Origin of the sequence: Streptomyces sp. NPDC002888 (assembly GCF_042888465.1) — a bacterium.
GTDB lineage: Bacteria > Actinomycetota > Actinomycetes > Streptomycetales > Streptomycetaceae > Streptomyces.
In genome coordinates this window covers 356,331-376,723 of record NZ_JBIAPU010000006.1, presented here as the reverse complement: position 1 = coordinate 376,723, position 20,393 = coordinate 356,331, and the positions used below count along the sequence as shown (strand labels likewise).

19 protein-coding genes are annotated in these 20,393 nt (G+C 69.7%); 8 read left to right on the top strand and 11 right to left on the bottom strand.

Features of this window, described 5'->3' with window-relative positions; all coding sequences use genetic code 11:
* Window positions 1-417: IS5 family transposase (locus tag ACFYWX_RS13260; protein ID WP_389424072.1), on the top strand; the 417-nt coding region annotated here is incomplete at its 5' end.
* A 143-nt stretch (window positions 418-560) separates the two neighbouring features.
* Here the strand turns inward: ACFYWX_RS13260 and ACFYWX_RS13255 are convergent.
* The 7 genes from ACFYWX_RS13255 to ACFYWX_RS13225 form a co-directional block, all read right to left on the bottom strand.
* Window positions 561-1,739 carry an alpha/beta hydrolase family protein gene (locus tag ACFYWX_RS13255; protein ID WP_389424071.1) on the bottom strand — a complete coding sequence of 393 codons (1,179 nt, stop codon included), beginning with the start codon at window positions 1,737-1,739 and terminating at the stop codon, window positions 561-563.
* A gap of 10 nt (window positions 1,740-1,749) precedes the next feature.
* On the bottom strand, window positions 1,750-2,085 hold the full coding sequence (locus ACFYWX_RS13250) for a hypothetical protein (RefSeq protein WP_389424070.1): 336 nt from the start codon (window positions 2,083-2,085) through the stop codon (window positions 1,750-1,752).
* Between the two features lie 2 nt (window positions 2,086-2,087).
* Window positions 2,088-2,558, bottom strand: a complete 471-nt coding sequence (locus ACFYWX_RS13245) for a DUF6192 family protein (RefSeq protein WP_389424069.1) — start codon at window positions 2,556-2,558, stop codon at window positions 2,088-2,090.
* Window positions 2,509-2,976 carry a DUF6192 family protein gene (locus tag ACFYWX_RS13240; protein WP_389424068.1) on the bottom strand — a complete coding sequence of 156 codons (468 nt, stop codon included), beginning with the start codon at window positions 2,974-2,976 and terminating at the stop codon, window positions 2,509-2,511. The genes ACFYWX_RS13245 and ACFYWX_RS13240 overlap by 50 nt, the downstream gene beginning before the upstream one ends.
* 281 nt (window positions 2,977-3,257) lie before the next feature.
* Window positions 3,258-4,712: an NF041680 family putative transposase gene (locus ACFYWX_RS13235; RefSeq protein ID WP_389424067.1), complete on the bottom strand. Its 1,455-nt coding sequence runs from the start codon at window positions 4,710-4,712 to the stop codon at window positions 3,258-3,260.
* A gap of 135 nt (window positions 4,713-4,847) precedes the next feature.
* Entirely contained in the window at window positions 4,848-5,336 is a 489-nt protein-coding gene (locus ACFYWX_RS13230) for a DUF4265 domain-containing protein (protein WP_389424066.1), read from the bottom strand.
* Between the two features lie 89 nt (window positions 5,337-5,425).
* Window positions 5,426-6,613 (bottom strand): MFS transporter, encoded by a 1,188-nt coding sequence (locus tag ACFYWX_RS13225; RefSeq protein ID WP_389424065.1) that lies wholly within the window; start codon window positions 6,611-6,613, stop codon window positions 5,426-5,428.
* 93 nt (window positions 6,614-6,706) lie between these two features.
* On the opposite strand from ACFYWX_RS13225, the gene ACFYWX_RS13220 reads away from it, so the two are divergent.
* Genes ACFYWX_RS13220 through ACFYWX_RS13210 form a run of 3 tightly spaced genes read left to right on the top strand, consistent with a single transcriptional unit; the run spans window position 6,707 to window position 9,166 of the window.
* On the top strand, window positions 6,707-7,711 hold the full coding sequence (locus tag ACFYWX_RS13220; RefSeq protein WP_389424064.1) for an ArsR family transcriptional regulator: 1,005 nt from the start codon (window positions 6,707-6,709) through the stop codon (window positions 7,709-7,711).
* Complete coding sequence (locus ACFYWX_RS13215) at window positions 7,708-8,241, top strand: glutathione peroxidase (RefSeq protein ID WP_389424063.1); 534 nt, start codon at window positions 7,708-7,710, stop codon at window positions 8,239-8,241. The genes ACFYWX_RS13220 and ACFYWX_RS13215 overlap by 4 nt, the downstream gene beginning before the upstream one ends.
* A gap of 55 nt (window positions 8,242-8,296) precedes the next feature.
* Window positions 8,297-9,166: a MerR family transcriptional regulator gene (locus ACFYWX_RS13210; RefSeq protein WP_389424062.1), complete on the top strand. Its 870-nt coding sequence runs from the start codon at window positions 8,297-8,299 to the stop codon at window positions 9,164-9,166.
* A 74-nt stretch (window positions 9,167-9,240) separates the two neighbouring features.
* On the opposite strand, the gene ACFYWX_RS13205 is transcribed toward ACFYWX_RS13210, so the two are convergent.
* From ACFYWX_RS13205 to ACFYWX_RS13195, 3 genes are all read right to left on the bottom strand, one after another.
* Entirely contained in the window at window positions 9,241-9,432 is a 192-nt protein-coding gene (locus ACFYWX_RS13205) for a DUF397 domain-containing protein (RefSeq protein WP_389424061.1), read from the bottom strand.
* A 230-nt stretch (window positions 9,433-9,662) separates the two neighbouring features.
* The gene (locus ACFYWX_RS13200) at window positions 9,663-10,520 is read right to left on the bottom strand and encodes a helix-turn-helix domain-containing protein (RefSeq protein WP_389424060.1); all 858 of its coding nucleotides are present in this window, start codon (window positions 10,518-10,520) and stop codon (window positions 9,663-9,665) included.
* Window positions 10,521-10,828: 308 nt separating this feature from the next.
* A complete protein-coding gene (locus ACFYWX_RS13195) occupies window positions 10,829-11,581 on the bottom strand; it encodes a GPP34 family phosphoprotein (RefSeq protein ID WP_389424059.1) in 753 nt (250 codons plus the stop codon).
* 222 nt (window positions 11,582-11,803) lie between these two features.
* Here ACFYWX_RS13195 and ACFYWX_RS13190 point away from each other — a divergent pair, with 222 nt between their 5' ends.
* On the top strand, window positions 11,804-14,824 hold the full coding sequence (locus ACFYWX_RS13190) for a D-alanyl-D-alanine carboxypeptidase (RefSeq protein WP_389424058.1): 3,021 nt from the start codon (window positions 11,804-11,806) through the stop codon (window positions 14,822-14,824).
* Window positions 14,825-15,019: 195 nt separating this feature from the next.
* A complete protein-coding gene (locus ACFYWX_RS13185) occupies window positions 15,020-16,855 on the top strand; it encodes an MFS transporter (protein WP_389424057.1) in 1,836 nt (611 codons plus the stop codon).
* On the opposite strand, the gene ACFYWX_RS13180 is transcribed toward ACFYWX_RS13185, so the two are convergent.
* Entirely contained in the window at window positions 16,810-17,703 is an 894-nt protein-coding gene (locus ACFYWX_RS13180; protein WP_389424056.1) for a hypothetical protein, read from the bottom strand. The genes ACFYWX_RS13185 and ACFYWX_RS13180 overlap by 46 nt on opposite strands.
* Window positions 17,704-17,780: 77 nt before the next feature.
* Here ACFYWX_RS13180 and ACFYWX_RS13175 point away from each other — a divergent pair, with 77 nt between their 5' ends.
* On the top strand, window positions 17,781-18,569 hold the full coding sequence (locus ACFYWX_RS13175) for an SDR family oxidoreductase (protein WP_389424055.1): 789 nt from the start codon (window positions 17,781-17,783) through the stop codon (window positions 18,567-18,569).
* A 231-nt stretch (window positions 18,570-18,800) separates the two neighbouring features.
* A complete protein-coding gene (locus ACFYWX_RS13170) occupies window positions 18,801-20,393 on the top strand; it encodes a sodium:solute symporter family protein (protein WP_389424054.1) in 1,593 nt (530 codons plus the stop codon).

Below are 20,393 nucleotides of genomic sequence, written 5' to 3'. Positions count from 1 at the left end.
GGGTCGAAGATCCACTTGATCACCGAGCGGACCGGTCTGCCCCTCTCCATCGGCATCTCCGGTGCGAACCTGCACGACAGCCAGGCCCTCGAGCCTCTCGTCCGCGGCATCCCGCCGATCCGTTCCCGCCGTGGGTCACGCCGACGCCGACCCGCCAACCTGCACGCCGACAAGGGCTACGACTACGACCACCTTCGGCGATGGCTCCGCCTGCGCGGGATCACCCACCGGATCGCCCGCAAAGGCATCGAGTCGTCCCAGCGACTCGGCCGACACCGTTGGACGATCGAACGCACCATGGCCTGGCTTGCCGGCTGCCGCCGCCTGCACCGCCGCTACGAACGCAAGGCCGAGCACTTTCTGGCCTTCACGAGCATCGCCTGCACCCTCATCTGCTACCGCAGGCTCACCAAATGAGATGTCCTCTAAGAGCCTGTTTTTCAAATTCCGGGCTGCACTCTCGCGACGTTGACGGCCGCTCGTGGTGTGACGAGAGTGCAGCGTTCACACTTGGCGTCCTGATGAGGGGCTGTTCCAGGTGTTCGTTCTGGGTTGCCAGACTATGGCTGTCGGAATGCGATCTCGGGATGAGAGGTTGTGGGGCCATCAAGGATCGGCTGGGGGATGCCCCGAAGGTGAAGGTCGAAGAAGGCTGCCACGTAGTCGCGGGTTATGTGCCACCCCCGCTCTCCTGAGAGCGGGACTGCTGGATCCGACAGCCCCAACTGGCCTGCCAGATAAGGAAGGTCGGTGAAAGAGAAGTGCTCGGCTCCCGTTGCGGTGAGCCAGCGTTTCCAGCCGTTCAGGTGGCTCCAAGCATCGGGCCAGTCGGTGTCAACGCTTTTGGGGCTGTGCGTGGACTCGGCACCGAGCATCATGAACGGACGCTGGCCGAGCCCTGCCCCAGCAGGGCAAGCGTAGAAGTCACCGTCGAGATCGGCTCCTGCCCGCACGCGATCGTCGATGGCCATGGTGGTCGCGGCGGTCGCCCCTCCGATCGAGTGCCCAGCGATCCCGATGCGGCGCGGATCGATCACGCGAGACAGCTCAGTTCCCTGGCGGTTCGTCAGTTCGTCGATCACGAAAGACATGTCCTTCGCACGGCCGCGGACGACGGCCGCCTTTTCCGGACGAGTTCCGACCTGCTCACATGCCGCACAGGTCAACAACCGACCTCCCGGAAATTCCGTGCCGACGGATTCGTAGGCGTGGTCAACAGAGGCCACGACATAGCCGCGACTGGCGAGATCATCGGCGAGGGAGGTGAGGGTGCTGCGCGGCATCGAGAACCCGGGAGAGAGCAGCACCAAGGGGAAGCGGCCCGGCGCCGGGGGCGCGGAAATCTGCCCATACGTGCGCGTTCCGGCGACTGTTGAGGCTGGCACGATCCCGCTGAGTCCTCTGGCCTCCACAAGGTGTCGTGCCTCGTCGGCAGTCATGTATGCCGCTGGTGACCCGTTGGCTGAGCGGGCCGGATAGGACACGGACACCATCAGTTCCCGGTTCCCTGCGGTTGGCACCCACGGGTCTGTGCGGTGGCGGTCGACCAGGTGCAGGGTGCGGCGGCCCACTGGGTGGGAGCCGGTGGGTCGGGGTAACTCCAATACGCTGGTGTTCGGAACCCGAGCCGGATTCTGCACATCGTGAGAAGGGGAGGCTGGTGCGGCACCCAGGAGCGGAGCAGACAAGGCGAGGGTGAGCAAAGCGGCCGCAGCGGCTCTGCGTGATCTGGTGGGCATGGAGCCGAAACTAGACCTCGGTTCTTCCCAAAGCGTCGGCCCTCAGGGGTACTTGAACATACGTCCGGAGAGTGATCTTGGCGGGCGGGATATCACCGAGGTATGAGAGTGGACGGCCCGCCGCATCGTAGACGACCTGGTCACGCCGGCGTCTGAAGATGACCGGTGGCCAGCTGCGTTCGGCGCACAGGTCACGCAGCGTGGACAGTCCCCGTCTGGTCTGCCGGCGGCTGAGCTCGCACGAGGCCATCAGACGGGTCATTGTCATGCCGGCCGGCGCGACTTCGAACAGGGCGGTGCGGATCAGGTCGGCGTGGCGCTCCGCGGTCGGGGAGCGCTTGGCCACGGCTACTCCCCCCGCAGGAGACGGGCGAGCTCTTCGTCCATGTCGACCTTGCCGGTCTCGGCGGCGGTCTCGATCCAGTCCAGGGTGGCCCGGCAGCGTGCGACATTCTGCGCCAGGACCGCTTGTTCGTCATCCGACAGGTGCCGGTCGCGGAGTCTGGGCACCGCCTTGCCGCAGGCCGCCACGAAGCGGTGGCACGCGCCGACCAGGTCCAGGAACTCCTGTGTCCGCTCGATCTTCCTCACTGCTCGGCCGGCGGGGGTTTCCCTGCGGAAGGCGTCCGCCTGCTGCCGGGAACGGTCGGTCTGGGCCCGGTTGACCGCATGCCGGGCGGTGTCGTCGGCGACCACCCTGGCCGCGACCTCCGGACGGCGCAGCACATCGGAGGCAACCTTGGCCGCCACCGTGTCGTCCTCGATGAGGTCATGGACGACCTCGGTCCTGTGCTGCGTGGTCTGAGCCTTGTTGACCATGTGCCGGGGCGGTGTCGTCCGCGACCACTTTGGCCGCGACCTCCGGACGGCGCAGCACATCCGTGGCGACCCGCGCCGCGACCTCGTCGTCGTCGGCCAGGCGGTGAATAGCCGCCACCTTCTGCGCAGGCGTTTCGGGACGATCCGGGCGTTGCCCGACCCGCTTCTTGGCCAGGCCCGTCGTCCAGCGCCGCACCCTGGCACGCTCGTCCAGCGGAGGGGCGTCGATCGTCTTGAAGCGTTCGGCGTCCTCCGGGATGGACGCGAGGATGTAGTGAACCTTGTGAGACACGCCCTGACGACGCTGGCCGGCGGGCCAGCGGTGGGCGGCGAACCGGTAGCTGCGGACCCTGCGGCGGCTCCAGGCCCTCTTCCGGCAACGCGGCGAGCAGTACACCGCGTTCCTGCGATGATCCACCCCGGCCACCCAGACAGCCCCGCACTCCGGGCAGACCCGGCGGCCCTCGCCCCGCTCAAGCGCCGCCACCCGCAACCGCAGCCGCCGTATCCGCCGCCACTGCCTGCAACGACACACCCCCGAGCAGTACACCGCCCGGGGCGCGGCCCCCGGCCCCAGTCATGAACCGCACCCGGGACAACGCCGATCGAGACCAGGTCCGTTGGCCACAGACACGTCGCCAGCCTAGACCCGCCCGAAGATCCAAAGGGATGTTCAGACACAGGTTCTAAGCTTGTTTTTTATGGTTTGTGGGCTTTAGGTCGATTGCGTTCAGTGATGCTCTCGGGGCGTCTGGTCGTTTTGCCCACGTCGTAACGGGTGGCGGGCCGCCGGTTCTTCGAGCCAAGCGGCCTCCCGGGGCCGGGAGTTGAGGGTTTGGGTGCACGGGCCGGGCAGTGCAGGTGCGGACGGATGTTCCTGAACCCGCGGCGGACACGGGCCGGGGTGAGCCGGGCGGGCTCGGCGGGCTTCTCCCAGGGGCGGCGGAAATCGGCGGCAGCTGCGCGGGTGAGGCGGAGCTGGGTGTGGGCGGCGATCACGAGCCATGTCCATCGGTCTGCGGCTTCGAGGCTGCGGAGCTTGGGGCGGGTCCAGCCGAGCGTCTGCTTTCCGAACCGGAAGGTGTGCTCAAGATCGAAGCGCCTCAAAAACGCTTGCCAGCGCAGATCGACGTCCTCGCTGGTCATGCCGGTCTTGGAGGACCACAGCCAGACGGGCAGCGGGTCCTGGCCGCCGGGCAGGTGGTCGACCTGGAGGCGGATGAGGGTGCCCTCGATGATGGGGAGTTCGCCCTCGTGGTCGATCCAGGCCGAGCGAGTGGTCAGCCGGGGATGGATGCGGTCCCAGGCCATCGCTTGAGCGGTCCCGTAGCGGTCGGTGACCTGTACCGTCTCGGCGTCCGGCTCGCCCCAGGTGTCGGGCTTGGCGAAGCGGAACTCCTTGCCGTGTTTCGGGGGCCGGCCGCCCTCGGGCGGCGAGATCCACGGGCGCGGGACGGGCTTGCGCATCACTCGGTCCGAACGCATGCGCCCGAGCACCTCCACCGGCAGGCCGCCGAGGAGATAAGCCATCCGCGGAGCGTCGTAGCCGGCGTCGAAGACGACCAGGATGTCGGCGTCACCCTCTTCCCACTGTCCCTGGCCGATCAGGTCGGTGACAACGCGGCGAACCTGGGCGGCGGTGAGTTCGGCGACATCGTCGTCGGGGCCGAGCCGGACGGCGTCGAGCAACTGGCACCACGACGTGCGGCCCGTTTCCAGTGCGGCGACGAACGAGTACGGCCAGCCGGGAATGAACTGGTCACTGGGCCGTCCCGAGCGTCCATAGACGTGGCAGAACAGCCGGTCCGGGCTGGTCGGCGCATCCGGACGCAGCCATGGGGAGACGTCGACCGCCAGGACCAGGCGCCCGTCGGCAGCCTTCGGCTGCGGCAACATGGCCAGCGCCTTCCGTAGCCTGTCCACGTCGATACGGCCGCAGTTCAACGCGTCGTACAACGCGCCGTGCCCACGCCGGTGTTCAGCCAGCAGCGTCAGATCGACCGGCGAGGTCACCGGACCGTCCTCGCAGAGCATCGCGTCCGTGAGCTCGAACAAGGTGTCACCGCGCCGGGTCAGGCACGCGTAGAAGTCCTCCCGAAAGTGGGACGTGAAGTCGAAAGCGTCCTGCCGGGCATCGTGATGCAGCACACTCACCTCTGCGGCCTTCGTATGAACATGATTCCGTGGCGGAACGCATGCTCGTGCGGGGGTCGTCCGCCTGTCCGGCGAATGCCCAGGTGAGTGAACCTGTGCGACTCGATGTTCGAGATCAGAGGTCGAGAGACGAGCTCAGGCGTTCCACCACTCGTCGGTGCAACACCCGACTTCGTAGTGCCACCACCCCTCCTCCTGGCCTTGCGTCAGTAGGGCTTTGATCCCGGCGAAGTCCGCGCCGGCCGGCGCGGTGAAGGCCACCATGGGGAAGTCCTCACTGAAGACCTCGCCTCCGAGGTTGAATGCCGAAAGGCGCTGATGCACCGCCTGCGGACTGCGTCCCAGGGGGCCGGTGGGCACGGGCACCACACGGATCGTGCAGTTACCGGAGGAACTGACCCGCCCGGAGGCCCAGTGGAGCCCGTCGGAGTCGGTCCGGTACCGCACCACATCGCCTTCGGCCACTCCGTCCTGAAGGAAGGGGACGTTCTGCACACTGGCCGTGTCATCACTGAGCCTCGTCGCCCACAGGCCCTCGGTGTCCTGCGGGAACCACCCCTCACGAGGGACAAACCGGAACCAGACCTTGATCTTCTCGACCGCGCTCTCCATGCCGGTCATCATGCGCCGACCGGCAACACTGCCCCGGCACCGGGTCTGAGTCAGGCGATCAACCGTAGCTGTCACGCGAATGGCCGAGGTTAAAAGACAAGCTAAGGCCTGGGCGACATCACTGGCGCCGCCACGCCCTCCTTCCGTTGCGCCGCCAGCATCAGCGTCACCGCCACCGATGTCAGAGCCATCACCGTCATCGCGGTCGCCGGCGAGGTGAGTTGGGCGACCGAGCCCGCGAGTGCCGCGCTCACGCCCTGCATCGTCAGCCTCCCGGCGGAGTCCAGCCCGAGGGAGTGGCCCCTCAGCTCCGAGGGCGTGAGGGCCACCAGGCGCTCCTGCTGGACCAGGCTCGCCCCGAAGCCCACCGAGGCCAGCGCGGCGCACGCCGCGGCCACCGGCGTATCCGGGCGCAGCGCGAAGAAGGCGTACGGGGTGGCCAGCAGGAGGAGCAGCGGCGTGGCGAGGCGGGCGCGCACCGCGGGCGGGACCAGGCGGCCGACGATCACGTCACCCACCAGCATGCCCAGCGCCGCGCAGGCGAAGAGCGTGCCCGCGGCACCGGGGTCGTACGACACGAAGAGAGATTCGCAGCCGACGACCAGGCCGTTGGGGAGCCACAGGCCGAGGTAGACCAGGCGGCGCGGGCGGGAGGACCACAGGAGGGCGTTGGCGTGCCGGGTCGCGGCGACGGAGGGGCGGCCGGTGGCCCGGGGCGGGCGGGTGGTCAGGCCGAGGCGCAGGCCCGCGGCGGCCGTCGCGTACAGCAGGGCGGCCAGTAGCAGTACCGTGCGCGGGGAGAGGACGGCGACCAGGGCACCACCGACCGCGTAACCGGTGATCTGCAGCAGTCCGTTCATCATGTTGAACAGCGAACGCCCCGTCAGATAACCGTCCGGGGGCAGGATCTCGGTCAGCAGGCCCCAACGGACCCCGCCGCCCAGCGCCGCGACCAGGCCCTGGGCGAGGATGACCGCGAACATCGCCCAGAGCGGCAGCCCGGGCAGCGCCAGGACGGCCGTACCTGCCGCGAAGGACCACGCGACGCCCGCCAGCGTCGCCCGTGGGGGCAGTCGGTCGGCCCCCGACAGCAGGAACGTCGCGCCCAGCACCTGGGCGAGCGACGGGCCGAACATGCTCACCGCCGACAGCAGCGGCGAGTCCGTCGCCCGGTACACCAGCGTGCCGAGCGCCAGACCGCTCATCGTCTGGGCCGCGGTGTGGGCGGCGGAGGTGAGGAAGAGGGGTGTGAACTCCGGGGTGCGGAAGAGGCCGCGGTAGCTGGGCATGCGGGGAGTCTCGGGCGGGCCCGTGAGCGGTCGTTATTGTTTCGCGGAGACGCGAAACATCGTCTGCGTGGACACTTCGTACGAGGAGGGGCTGTGGGCTGGTGGCAGGTCAACGCCGACACGCTCGCCCGGAGTCGGTTCGTGCTCTCCCCGCTCGCCGAGACCTTCGCGAGCCTGAAGCTGTTGCACGCGGGCGTGGCCGCCCACCCGGGTGAGCGGGAGTGGCTGCGGGCGCATCTGCCCGGGTATCGCGCGCATCTGGCGGGCGATCCGGTCACCGCGCTGCTCGTCCGCGCCGGGCTCGGCAGGGACTGGATCGCCGACTTCCTCACGCCGGCGCCCCGGGACGGGGAGGGCTTCGCGGAGGGTGTCGCCCGGGTGCGGGCGGCCCGCCCCGACGCGGCGCGGGCGCACCTGCGGGTCTCCCTCGCCGGTCCGCTGCCCGCCGCGCTGGACCGCGACGACCTGCCCGAGCGGGCGGCGGCGCTCCTGGAGTACGTGTGGGGCGAGACCGTACGGCCGTACTGGGAGCGGCGGCGGGGCGTCCTGGAGGCCGATGTCGTCGCGCGGACCGCGCAGGTGAGCCGGGGCGGCTGGGCGGCCGCGCTGGACTCGCTGCGGCCGGGGACGCGCTGGCTGGGCGAGAACCGCTTTCAGGTCAATCTGCACGAGTATCCGCCGCGCGAGATCTCCGGCGCCGAGCTGGTGTTCGTGCCGGTCACCCCGAAGGCCGGCTGGGTGTCCTGGGAGGAGGGGGACCGGTACGCCGTCGTCTACCCCTGCGCGGGCGCCCTCGCCGAGGACCCCGCCCACCGCCCCGTCCCGGCGAGTCTGGGCGCCCTCCTGGGCCCGGCCCGGGCCGGGGTGCTCGTCCTGCTCGGCACCCCGATGAGCACGACCCAGCTGGTCGCCGTCACCGGCCAGGGCCTCGGCTCCGTCGGACGGCATCTGCGGGTCCTGCTGGACGCCGGGTTGGTGACCCGGCGCCGCGCGGGCCGGTCGATGCTGTACTCCCGGACGGCGGCGGGCGAGGTCCTGGTGGAGGCGGCCGGGGCGGCCCCCGTCACGTCATCCGGCGGCGTTAGCATCCGCTCATGACTACTGATTCCAGTGCCACCCCGTCCGCTTCCCCCTCTTCCTCCTCTCCCCTCGGCGTCGAGATGGGCGCCCTCACGGGCGGTTCCGCCGAGCTTTCGCAGTACGCGGGCAAGGCCGTGCTCATCGTGAACGTGGCTTCCAAGTGCGGGCTGACCCCGCAGTACTCCGGCCTGGAGCGGCTCCAGGAGCGGTACGCCGCCCAGGGCTTCACCGTGCTCGGCGTGCCGTGCAACCAGTTCCTCGGGCAGGAGCCGGGAACGGCCGAGGAGATCGCCGAGTTCTGCTCGGCGACGTACGGCGTCTCCTTCCCGCTGACCGAGAAGGTCGAGGTGAACGGCGAGGACCGGCACGCGCTGTACGAGCGGCTCGTGGGCTTCGCCGATGCCGAGGGGCACACCGGGGACATCCGGTGGAACTTCGAGAAGTTCCTCGTCGGGCGGGACGGCGGCGTCGTAGCCCGTTTCTCCCCGCAGACCGAGCCGGAGTCCGCGGAGCTGGTTTCCGCTCTCGAGGCCCAGCTGGCCGGTTGACCCTGCCCCTGGGGCAAGGTGGAGCGTCCTTCTCACCGGGCGAAAGGACCGCCCGGTGACGGAGGATTCCACGGTGGACGAAGATCTGCTCACCATCGGCGCGTTCGCCGCGCGGGCCCGGCTCTCGGCCAAGGCCCTGCGGCTGTACGACCGCCTCGGACTGCTGACCCCGGCGCACGTCGACGAGGCCAGCGGCTACCGCTACTACCGCGCGGGCCAGGTGGAACGCGCCCGCATGGTGGCGCTCCTGCGCCAGCTCGACATGCCCCTGGCGAGGATCGCCGAGGTGGTCGAGGCGGCCGACGGGACCGAGGCGGCGGACCGGCTCACCGCTTACTGGGCGGACGTCGAGACGCGGGTGGCGGGGCAGCGGACGCTCGCCGAGTACCTCCGTGGACGGTTGTCAGGGAGGAGCTCCGAGATGTACGGAAAGTTCGTGGTCGAGACGGTCGACGTACCCGCACGGGTGGTGATCACCGAGACCCGGCACACGCTGGCGGACGAACTGCCGGCGTGGATCGGGGCGTCGCTGGACCGGCTGGAGGAGGCGGCGCGCGAGTGCGGCGGGACCAGCGCCCCGCCGTTCGTCGTCTACCACTCCGAGGTGTCCATGGAGAGCGACGGCCCCGCCGAGGCGTGCGTGCCGGTCGCCGACGAGGCGGCGGCACGGGCCTGGGTGGAGCGGCGGGGCCGGGGCCGGGAGACGAAGGTGCGGGTGGAGCCGGCGCGACGGCTGGCGTACACCCGGATCACCAAGGCGCAGGTCGCCCACCCGCAGATCCTGGCGGCCTTCGAGGCGGTGGAGGAGTGGATGAAGGCGGAGGGACTCACGGGCGACGGTCCCTGCCGCGAGGTCTACTTCGCGGACTGGGACGCGGCGGGGTCCGAGGACCCGGTGTGCGATGTGGCGTTCCCCGTGAAATGAGCCGAGCCCCCTCGGCAAGGACGGCGGGCTAGTCGAGAGGGCTCTGTCGGTGTTGCCTGTGTGGTTGGTCCGGCCTACGGCTTGACCGATGCCACGAACGCGCTCCACGCGTCGGCCGGGAAGGCCAGCACGGGACCCTTCGGGTCCTTGGAGTCCCGGACGGCGAGCGCCGAGAGGGTGGGCGACTTGACTTCGACGCATTCGCCGTTCCCGACGGAGTACGAGGATTTGGTCCACTCTTGCGTGGCACCGCGAAGAATTGCCATTTCTGCTCCGATGACTTGCCCGTTGTTGAGGTGCGTCACCGGGCCGTGGTCCCAAACGGGTCCACGGCTCGGTTTGCGCCAGCGTCGTCGTCTTGCTGGCTTGATCGACGCTACTGGTCAACTCCCTCAGGCGGAGCAGTGATTCACTCGACCGGATGGCATTTTCCAAAGGGGTCTTCCCTTAGAACTTGCCCAAGGTGTACTGTCCGGCGCCTTCCGTCGCGATGAGGTCAGCGGGCGTACTCTTTCGCCAGGTCTGCAATGAATTGCCGGGTTTGGTCCGCATTCATGGCCTGTGCCCGCAGATGCTCGTACATGACACTGTAGTTCTGCACATCGGGCGCTTTCTCCAGATACAGGTCGCTGGTGACGCCCTCGATGTAGACGACGCTGGAGTCCGCCGCGTCCGGGAACTCGAGGATCGCGTACTGGCCGTTGAGGCCGGGATGGGCGCCCACGTCGAACGGCAGCACCTGCACGGTGACATGGGGCAGCTGGGAGACCTCGGCGAGGTGTTCCAGCTGCTCGCGCATCAACTGCCGGTTCCCGACGACCCGGCGCAGCGCGGCCTCGTCGAGCACCGCCCACAGCCGCAGCGGGTTCTCCGCGGCGGAGACACGTTCCTGCCGGCGCATGCGCACCTGGACCCGTTTCTCGATCTCGCTCGTCGCCGTCTCCGGCAGCGCCCCGGTGATGACGGCCTCGGCGTACGCGCGGGTCTGCAGCAGCCCCGGCACGACCTGCGGGGCGAACACGCGCAGGCTCGCCGCGTCCGTCTCCAGGCCGATGTAGACGCTGTAGGGGATGTCCCCGAAGGTGTGCCACCAGCCCTGCTGGCGCGAGTCCTTGGCCATCTGCATCAGGGAATCGATGATGCGGTGGTCCTCCACCTCGTAGACCCCGCACAGATCGCGCACGTCGCGCTGGCTGATGCTGCGGCGGCCGTTCTCGAGTCGGCTGATCTTCGACTGGGACACCAGCAGTCGCTCGGCGACCTCTTCGGCGGTCATGCCCTTGAGCTCACGGAGCCGACGCAGCTCCTGGCCCAGCCGGCGTCGCCTGACGGTGGGATTGACATTGGACGCCACGGGACGTGCACCTCCGGCTGCGTGCTCCACTTTGCGTATCTGCTGTTGAGCAGACTGCCACCAAGGTGCTTTGTACCGCTGGAAAACGGACGATATGCGGCCGGTACACGCCAGTTCGGAGGGCGTCGGCCGGATGCGCACGCCGAGCGTACGGCAGGCGGTCCTCCGCCTGGACATGCGTCCGCGCGGGGTGGTGGGACCGTGTCCTGCAAACGGACGGTCCCACCACCCCGCGCGGGCCGCGGCGGCTCCCGAACGGGTCTTGCTGTTGCCGGCGCTGCCTGCCGGCCCTGTCGTTGAAGTGCGGTTCAGTGGGCCACGACACGCACCATGGATCCGTGGTGTGGCTGCACCGGAACGCCACGCGCGGGTTCCGCAGCCGGCCTGGCGCCGGGGGCGGCCTGGCGGCCTGCCGGTGCCGGGCGGCGTGGCTGAGCCGCCGCACCGTTCTGGACGTCCATCACGGCGTGCGCGACGAGCCCGCCCATGGGGTCGTGCCGGATCAGGTCCCGCAACCGGGATCGGGACGACCGTCCCTCGTTCCCCGGGTACAGGTGCTTGCCGAGTCCGACCGCGTGCGCCAGTGCGGCGAGCGCCGCGGTCCGCGGGTCCGGCGGTACGCCGGTGCGGATCGCGGAGTCCAGCCGGGCCTTGATCTCCCGGCTGATGTCGGTGTCCGTCGCCTGGTAGCGAGTCGTCGGCAGCACTCCGCACATCTGGCCCGCCACGGCATGCACCATGCCGCACCGCTCCAGATGCGAGAGGTAGGTCTGGCGTAGCCCGAGACGCGGCCCGCCGATCCAGTGGACGGCCCGCACCGGAGCGCCACGCCTTCGCAGCAACTCCAACGCGCAGTCCAGTGTTGGATCTCCAGTCGGCCGTGGGGACACCACGGCGATACGATCCCCGTCTGGGGCTATCCGTCCGGCCAGCGCCAGCTCCACTAGCTGTGCTCCGGCCAGACCAAGGTCGAGCGACTGCGGCTGTGCAGTGGTACCCGTGGTCGGGTCCAATGCCAGCAGCAGAAGCTCCTCCGGAATGGTTCTGCGGCTCCTGCCCATCCATGCCTCCCCGCGTGGATGAATGACAGGGTGACCCCTCTCACATTGGTCTGTCGAGGGTGCGTGACCTGTTTGTAAGGGAACCGGTAGGTATGTCGTTCTCGTCTAACGCAGGAACCATGCCCTCACACAGGACACTGGTACATGGTTCGGACAGCGCGCTGTGGTGCTGTTCCGAGCGGCGGTTCACGGTTCGGCAGGCGCACGGAGGCCGTGCGGCACATGGAGGAGGCATCGGTGGCGGGCGAGTCCCCCGACAGGTCGAAGCAGCGCGAGTCGTCGGCAGAACCGACGTCGGGGAGCGCGGGTCCGGTTCCCGAGGCCAGGTCCAAAACCCGAGACCCACGCCTCCCGGCGAGCCGGGAGGGCGGCACGGCGGACAGGTCGTCCTCCTCGTCGGAATCCGGCTCCCACGGCGGCGTGGACACGGCGACGCGGGTGTTCTCGGTACGGAGGTCGGAGACCGGGGACATCGAAAGCGCCGGGAGCGCCGAGGCCACCGATGACGCCGAGGCCACCGAGGGCACCGATGACGGCTCGGCGGACGGCGTTCGGGAGGCCGAGGACGCGGATGGCGCCGAGGGCGCGGTGAAGGACTCGGACTCGGCCGACGCCGCTTCCGGCACCGAGGACAGCGAGGACCGCGAGGGCGACGGCGACGACGCCACGGGGGACGCCCGTCTGCGCGCCGCCGTGGCCGCGTGGGTCCAGTCCGCCGAGGACGCCACGTCCAGCGAAACGGTTACGCAGGACGCCGCGGAGTCCGACGACGCGGAGAAGCCGGGACGCGCCTCCACGGCGGCCGCGGAGAGCGAGCAGGCCGCTGAGGGCGCCGGGAAGGCCGGGGACACCGCCGAGGACGCCCAGAAGGCCGAGCGAGCGACTGCTGAGGCCGACCCGGCCGAGCAGGACGAGCAGGCCGCTGACGACTCCGAGAGCGCCGGACACGCCTCCACGGGCTCCGAGGCGGGCGAGCGGGACGCCGAGGCGGCCGAGGAGGGCGAGCAGGCCGCTGAGGGCTCCGAGAAGGCCGGGGGCGCCTCTACGGGCGCCGGGAAGGCCGGGCGCGCCTCTGCGGGCGCACAGGAGGCCGAGAGCGCCGTTGGAGCCGCGGGCGACCGGGATGCCGAAGATGTCCAGGACACACCGGAAGCACCGGAAGCCGACGAGGCGGCCGGGGCGGGTGCCCGCGGCGGGGCCGACCGGGAGCCGCGTACCGAGGAAGACTCCGCCACCGACACCGACACCGACGAGCCCGGCTCGAAGGCGACCGGCGGCGCGGTGAAGGCGGGGGCGGAAGGCGACGCCCCGTCGAAGGCGGACCCCAGGAGCGACACGGACCAGCCCGCCGAGGCCGACTCCGACAGCCCCGCGAAGGCCGAGACCAAGCCCGCCGACAAGGAGACCCCCACAAAGGCGGACCCCCGGGTCGGCACGGACACGGCCGCGAAGGCCGACTCCAAGCCCAGCACCGACACTTCCGCGAAGGCCGACGCCAAGCCCGAAGCCGACGCGGAGCCGACCGCCGACGCCGACACCGAGTCCGGCCCCGACTCCGACGGCTCCGCCAAGCCCACCGCACCCCCCGTCGACCAGCCCACCGCCGTCTTCAAGGCGCCGCGGGTCGGCAAGCGGGAGGTTGATCAGCCGACGACCATGTTGAAGCTGGGGGACGCGGGCAAGGCTGCTCAGAAGGCCGGGCGGAAGCCCGAAGGCGAGGCTGACGACAAGGCCGAGGGCACGGCCGGCGACAAGGCCGAGGGCAAGGCCGGCGACAAGGCTGCCGAGGCCGAGGCCGAGCGGACCAGTAAGTTCGTCGCGCTGAAGCCGTTGGACGATCCGGCGACGCGGAAGCCGCCGCCCGCGGACGCGACGACCGCGTTGCCCAGGGTGAAGCCGGCCGAGGCCACGAGCCCCGTCCCGCAGGTCGGCCCGGAGCGGACGACGCAGCAGCCGTTGCCGCCGAAGCCGCCGTTGGACCTGCTGGCGGAGCTGACGAACACGCCGCCGCCCGCGGAGACGACCCTCAGGACGTCCGTCCGCCGGGTGAAGATCTGGACGCCGATCGTCCTCCTGCTCGCCGTCGTGTTTGCGATCGTGCAGGCCGTGCGGCCGCTCCCCACCCCGACCCTCGCCCTCACCGCCGAGGAGTCGTACACCTTCAAGGGTGACAAGGTCTCGCTGCCGTGGCCGAGCGAGGGCCAGGGCTGGATGGACGTCAACGGCATCGGCACGGTGGATGGCTTCGGCGATCAGAAGCCCGTCGCCATCGGCTCGGTCGCCAAGGCGATGACCGCGTACGTCGTCCTCAAGGACCACGCGCTGAAGCGGGGCACGGAGGGCCCGAGCATCCCCATCGACGCCCTCGCCGAGAAGGAGGGCGGCTACGACAAGTACGACGAGTCCACCGTCAACACCGTCAAGAAGGGTGACAAGTACACCCTGAGGCAGGCCCTCTCGGCGGTCATGATCCCCTCGGCGAACAACATCGCCCGGCTCCTCGCGCGCTGGGACGCGGGCAGCGAGGCGGCGTTCATCAAGAAGATGAACGACACCGCCAAGGAGCTCGGGATGACGAACACGAAGTACACCGACGCCTCGGGGCTGAAGGAGACCACCGTCTCCACCGCCCACGACCAGGTGAAGCTCGGCCATGAGCTGGTGAAGATCCCGGCCCTGATGGACATCACCAAGCTGCCGAACTGGGTTGACCCGACCGGCTTCAAGTGGCGCAACTACAACGACCTCGTCCCCTACAACGGCGCCATCGGCATCAAGACCGGCTCCACCACCAAGGCCGGCGGCAACCTGCTGTTCGCCGCCACCAAGGAGGTCGGCGGGGAGACCGTGACCCTGGTCGGCGCGGTCCTCGGCCAGCACAACGCCCCCTCGATCATCGACTTGGTCAACAAGGTGAGCAAGACGGCGATGCTCGCCACGCAGGACGCCCTGACCTCGGAGAAGATCCTTAAGGCGGGTGACGTCGTCGGGTACGTCGACGACAAGTTCGGCAACCGGACGCCCGTCGTCGTCACCAAGGATGTCAGTGCCGTCGGCTGGGCCGGGCTGAAGGTGAAGCTGTCCTTCGCCACCGACGACGTACCGCACACCGCGAAGGCCGGCACCAAGGTGGGCTCGCTCAGCGTCGGCGACGGCTCCGGGGACGCGGTGAACATCCCGGTCGCACTGCAGAAGGACCTGGCCGAACCGGGCTTCGCGGACAAGCTGACCCGCGTCGGCTGACGCACACGTCACGGCATGTCACGGCCGTACCGGCGCACCCGTCGGTGGAGCACCGTTAACCGGCGGCTCCCCGGCGGGGTGCGTGCTAGCGTCGCGAAACGGGACAGGGTCGCCGGACGCGGAAACGCGACCGTGAAGCGCGAGCGAACGAGGTGCGGCCTAGAACAGAAGACAGGACACGGGGAGCGCCTACAGGTGGCCACTGCGGAGCCGACACGCACCGACGACACCGGTCCGGGCCCGGGTACCGGCCCGCGAATACAGCTGCCCGCACCCGCGGAGCGTGACGGCGGATCGTCCGGATTCGCAGCCCGCACCGCCGCCCTGCGCGAGTGGATCGGGCGGCACCCCGTCCTCTTCATCACGGCTCTCGGCGGCGCCCTGCACATCGCCTGGTTCTTCACGTTCGCGAACAGCGGTGGTGACCTCGCGGCGCAGGACGCGTGGGCCGAGTTCGTCGGCCGCTACCCGGACTCCGCGTACAACCTCGCCTGGTACGGCGGCATGCACGCGGTGTCGTACAGCATGGTGTCGCCGTATCTGATGTCCGTGCTGGGCGTCCGTACGACGATGATCATCGCGGGGACGGTCTCCGCCGCCCTGCTGGCACTGATCCTGGTGCGCTGCCGGCCGGTGCGGAACCCGCTGGCGACCACGCTCGCCGGTGTCTTCGCCTTCGTGTGCAACGCGATATCGGGGCGGGTCACGTTCGGTCTCGGCACGGCGTTCGCGCTGGGCGCGGTCGCCGTCGTGTTCAACTGGCCGCACCGCTGGCGCTACAAGCGGTGGGCGAAGGCCCTGTGCGCGGCGCCGCTGGCCGCGCTGGCCACGATGTCGTCGCCGGTGGCGGGCCTGTTCGTGGGGCTGGTGGCGGCCGCGCTGTTCCTGCAGAAGCGACGCCCTGGCGCGTGGGCGCTGGGGCTGGGCCCGACGGCGGTCGTGGCGGTGTCGGCGCTCGCGTTCCCGTTCTCCGGCACTCAGCCGATGGGTTTCGGGTCGGCGATCCTGCCGCTGCTGTTCTCGGTGATCACCGTCTACGTCGTGCCTCGTGACTGGAAGACCGTGCGCATCACGGCCGCGGTCTACGGTCTCGCGGTGCTGCTGGTCTGGCTGATCAGCTCGCAGATCGGGTCGAACATCACGCGGCTGCCGATGCTGTTCGCCGGTGTGGTGCTGATGGCGGCGCTGCCGTTCGCGGTGCCGCGCACCCGCAAGTGGTACGTGATCGTGCTGGCGATGGCCACGTTCGTCGGCTGGATCGGCTTCAAGTCGGTCGACGACATAATCCACACGACCCCGGCGTCCAACTGGGCGCGCGAGCTCGCGCCGCTCGTGAACGAGCTGCAGGAGGTCGGCGCGGAGAAGGGCCGCGTCGAGGTGGTCCCGGCCCGCTCCCACCGCGAGGCCTCCGCCTTCGCGCCGTACGTCAACCTGGCCCGCGGCTGGAACCGCCAGGCCGACATGGAGCGCAACCCGCTCTTCTACGACAACACGCTCAACTCGGCGAACTACCACGACTGGCTGAAGCGGTGGGCCGTGCACTTCGTGGTGCTGCCCAAGGACGAACCGGACGGAACCGGCGGGGAGCGCGAGCGTCAGCTGGTCCAGCGGGGCATGCCGTATCTGAAGCAGATCTGGGGCGACGCGAACTGGCAGCTGTTCCGGGTGACCGACCCGACGTCCCTCGCGGAGCCGAACGCGGTCGTGGAGCGGGCCGGGCAGACCGAGATGACGATGAAGGTGACCAAGCCGGGCCGCATCCTCATCCGCATCCCGTACTCGCCGTGGCTGAGCGTCGTCGACGCCGAGGGCAAGAAGCTCGAGCCGCCGCAGGAGACGCAGGAGTCCAAGGACAGTCCCGAGGGCACGCCGAAGACGTACGACAACCCCAACGGCTGCCTGCTGGAGACCGAGGAGGACGCGAAGGGCGACGAGTGGACGATGCTGATCGCGCCGAAGGCGGGGACGTATCGGCTGGCGGCGCCCTACGGCCTGCCGCGGGGCACTCCCTGTCCCGACGAGTTGAAGTGACGTGGCTGGTGGCGTAGCTCGTCGACGTAGCGGTCCGTGCCCGGCACCGTCGGGATGAACGGCGCCACCAGCTCCACCCGCCCGAGCCCCGACTCCGCGACCGCCGTGTCCAGGCCCGTGAAGGTGTCCGCCCAGCACTCCCTGGGGTCGGCCTCCAGGAACCACAGCAGGGTCAGGCGGGTGTCGACGCCCTCGACCTGTTTGACGTAGGTCATGCGGTCGCCGGGGAGCGGGGTCGGCCGGAAGACCGTGACCAGGGCGGCCGAGGACGCGGCGAGGCACTTGGGAAGGTGGCGGGAGCGCAGCCACTCCAGGAGTTCCGCCCGCTGCTCCGGCGACTCCGCGTCGATCACCTCGACGACCAGCCCGGCGTACGGGTGGTCGAGGGCGTGGAAGTCTCGGGGGCCCGCCGCGCCGTCGCGGTACACCGTCGCCTCGTGGTCCTGGAACGCCGTGAAGACGTGGGTGCGGTCCTGGTGGACGCGGGCGTCCCGGTTGAGGCGCTTGTTGATGGCGACCGTCCACCTCATGTGGTCGTCGTAGCGGCCTGAGGTGATCCAGTAGGTGGAGATGTAGCAGCCGGCGGTGACGGGCTGGGCGATCGCCGACTTCTCCGGGTAGCGGAGCAGTTGCAGCTCCCGGGTGGCCACCCAGCGGCGGCCGGCGTACATCCAGGGCATGGCCATCGCACCGGCGTAGTAGTGGTCGTCCTCGTACCAGCGGTTGTAGGCGTACTCGTGGCCAGGGTGCGGTTCGACCATGGTGATCAGGGCGTGGCCGGGGTGGACTCCGTAGGGGCCCACGGCGGCCAGTTCGGCGTACGTCTCGCTGCGGGTCTCCTCGCTCATGGCCTTCCCCTTCCTAGGCGGCTCGCTCATACTCTGACGCTCCGTCAGATAATGCGCCAGAGCCAGGGAGGCCTCCGATGTCACTGCTCTTGGGGAAGACCGTCGTCGTCTCGGGAGTGGGCGCCGGGCTCGGGCACCAGGTCGCGGCGGCGGTCGTACGGGACGGAGGCAACGCGGTCCTCGGCGCGCGCACCGAGGCCAACCTCGCCAAGAGCGCCGCCGAGATCGACCCGGACGGCGCGCACACGGCGTACCGGTCGACCGACATCACCGACGAGGGGCAGTGCGAGGCGCTGGCGTCGCTGGCGCGGGAGCGGTTCGGGGGGATCGACGCGGTGGTGCAGGTGGCCGCGTGGGACAGCTACTTCGGCGGGGTGCAGGACGCGGACTTCGCGACCTGGCAGTCGGTGATCGACGTGAACCTGCTGGGGGCGCTGCGGATGACGCGGGCGTGCCTCCCGGCCCTGAAGGCGGGCGGCGGCGGTTCGGTGGTCTTCATCGGCACGCAGTCGGCCGTCGCCGCCCCGTCCCAGGTGCGGCAGGCGGCGTACGCGGCCTCGAAGGGGGCGCTGACGAGCGCGATGTACTCGCTGGCGCGGGAGCTGGGGCCGCACCGGATCCGGGTCAACACGGTGCTGCCGGGCTGGATGTGGGGTCCGCCGGTTCGGGCGTACGTGCAGTTCACGGCGCTGTCGGAGGAGGTCCCGGAGGCCGAGGTGCTGGGGCGGCTGACGGAGCGGATGGCGCTGCCGGACCTGGCGACCGACGGGGACGTGGCGGACGCGGCGGTGTTCCTGGCGTCGGACCGGGCGCGGGCGATCACCGGGCAGTCGCTGCTCGTCAACGCGGGGGAGCTGATGCGCTGAGACGGTCCCCTTTCGGCCACCCTTCACCGTCCACACTTGTTCATGTAGGTGAACTCAGGTCAGTAAGGCGAACATTTTTACTTGCCTTTGACCTTCCGCCAGCTTGTCGTGCCCACGTAACCCCACCCAGGATGAGCGGGCACTTCGCCGCCTCCCTCGCCCCTACCCCGCTCGCGCGAAGTGCCAACCAGCTGAGCGGAGTTCACAAGGCGGACCCTGGAAGGGGGCACCATGAACGGTCTCGACTGGACCGTGCTGATCTGCTACTTCGGCGTGATGGTCGCGATCGGTGTCTGGTCGCACAAGCGCGTCGACAACGTCAGCGACTTCTTCACGGCCGGCGGCAAGATGCCATGGTGGCTCTCCGGCATCTCGCACCACATGTCGGGCTACAGCGCGGTGATGTTCACCGGCTACGCGGGCATCGCCTACACCTACGGCATCACCTCCTTCATCACCTGGTCCTTCCCCATCGCCCTCGGCATCGCCATCGGCTCCAAGCTGTTCGCGCCCCGCATCAACCGGCTGCGCTCCCGGCTGCACGTGGCCTCGCCGCTGGAGTACCTGAAGAACCGGTACGACCTGAAGACACAGCAGGCGCTGGCCTGGTCCGGGATGCTGCTGAAGATCGTCGACGTGGGCGCGAAATGGGCGGCGATCGCGACACTGCTGTCGGTCTTCACCGGGATCTCGCTCAACCAGGGCATCCTCATCACGGGCGCGATCACCGCCGTCTACTGCACGATCGGCGGCCTGTGGGCGGACGCGCTGACCGAACTCGGCCAGTTCGTCATCCAGTTGCTGGCCGGCATCGCGATGTTCATCGCGGTGCTGCTGAAGCTCGACGACAAGGGCATCGGCATCGCCAGTGCCTGGGACGAGCCGGCACTCCAGGGCCACGACAAGCCGCTGGTGGCCCAGTACGGCACGGTGTTCCTCCTGGCCTTCCTCTTCATCAAGCTCTTCGAATACAACGGCGGCATGCTCAACCAGGCCCAGCGGTACATGGCCACGGCCGGCCCGAAGGAGGCCGAGCGCTCGGCGCGGCTGTCGGCGGTGCTGTGGCTGGTCTGGCCGCTGGTGCTGTTCTTCCCGATGTGGATGTCGCCGCTGCTGGTGGAGTCGAAGAAGCCGGACGGCTCGGACTCGTACGCCCTGATGACCGAACAGCTCCTCCCCCACGGCCTGTTGGGCCTGGTCATCGTCGGCTTCTTCTCCCACACCATGGCGATGTGCTCCTCCGACGCCAACGCCATCGCGGCCGTGTTCACCCGGGACTGCGCGCCCGTGGTGTGGCGCAGGGCGCGGGCGTGGAGCGAGGGGCAGGGGCTGCGCGTCGCCCGGATCACGACCGTCGTCTTCCTCGGGCTGTCGATGGCGGCGGCCACTCAGGTCAACTCGCCGGCGTTCAAGGACATCATCACGGTCGTCATCAAGTGGGTCGCGGGTCTCATGGGCCCGATGGCCATCCCGATGATGCTGGGCCTGCTCCGCCCGTTCCGCCGCTCCGGCCCGACGGCCGCGCTGGTGAGCTGGTCGATGGGCCTGCTCGCCTTCTGGCTGGTCAACTACCCCATCAACTGGAACGTCGACGGCGGCGTCCCGCTCCAGTACCAGGTGTCGATCCCGCTCGCCGTGTCGCTGGTCCTGTACATCCTCGTCGGCTTCCTCAAGCCGGAGGACACACCGGAGCGGCTCGCGATCATCGACCAGATCAACGGGGACGGGGACGGGAGCGGGGGCGGCCTTGGTTCGGCGGCCGCCGCGGTTCCCACGCCGGCGGGGCCGGTGGACGACGTGGTGAGGGCGCGGGCGAAGGACTGA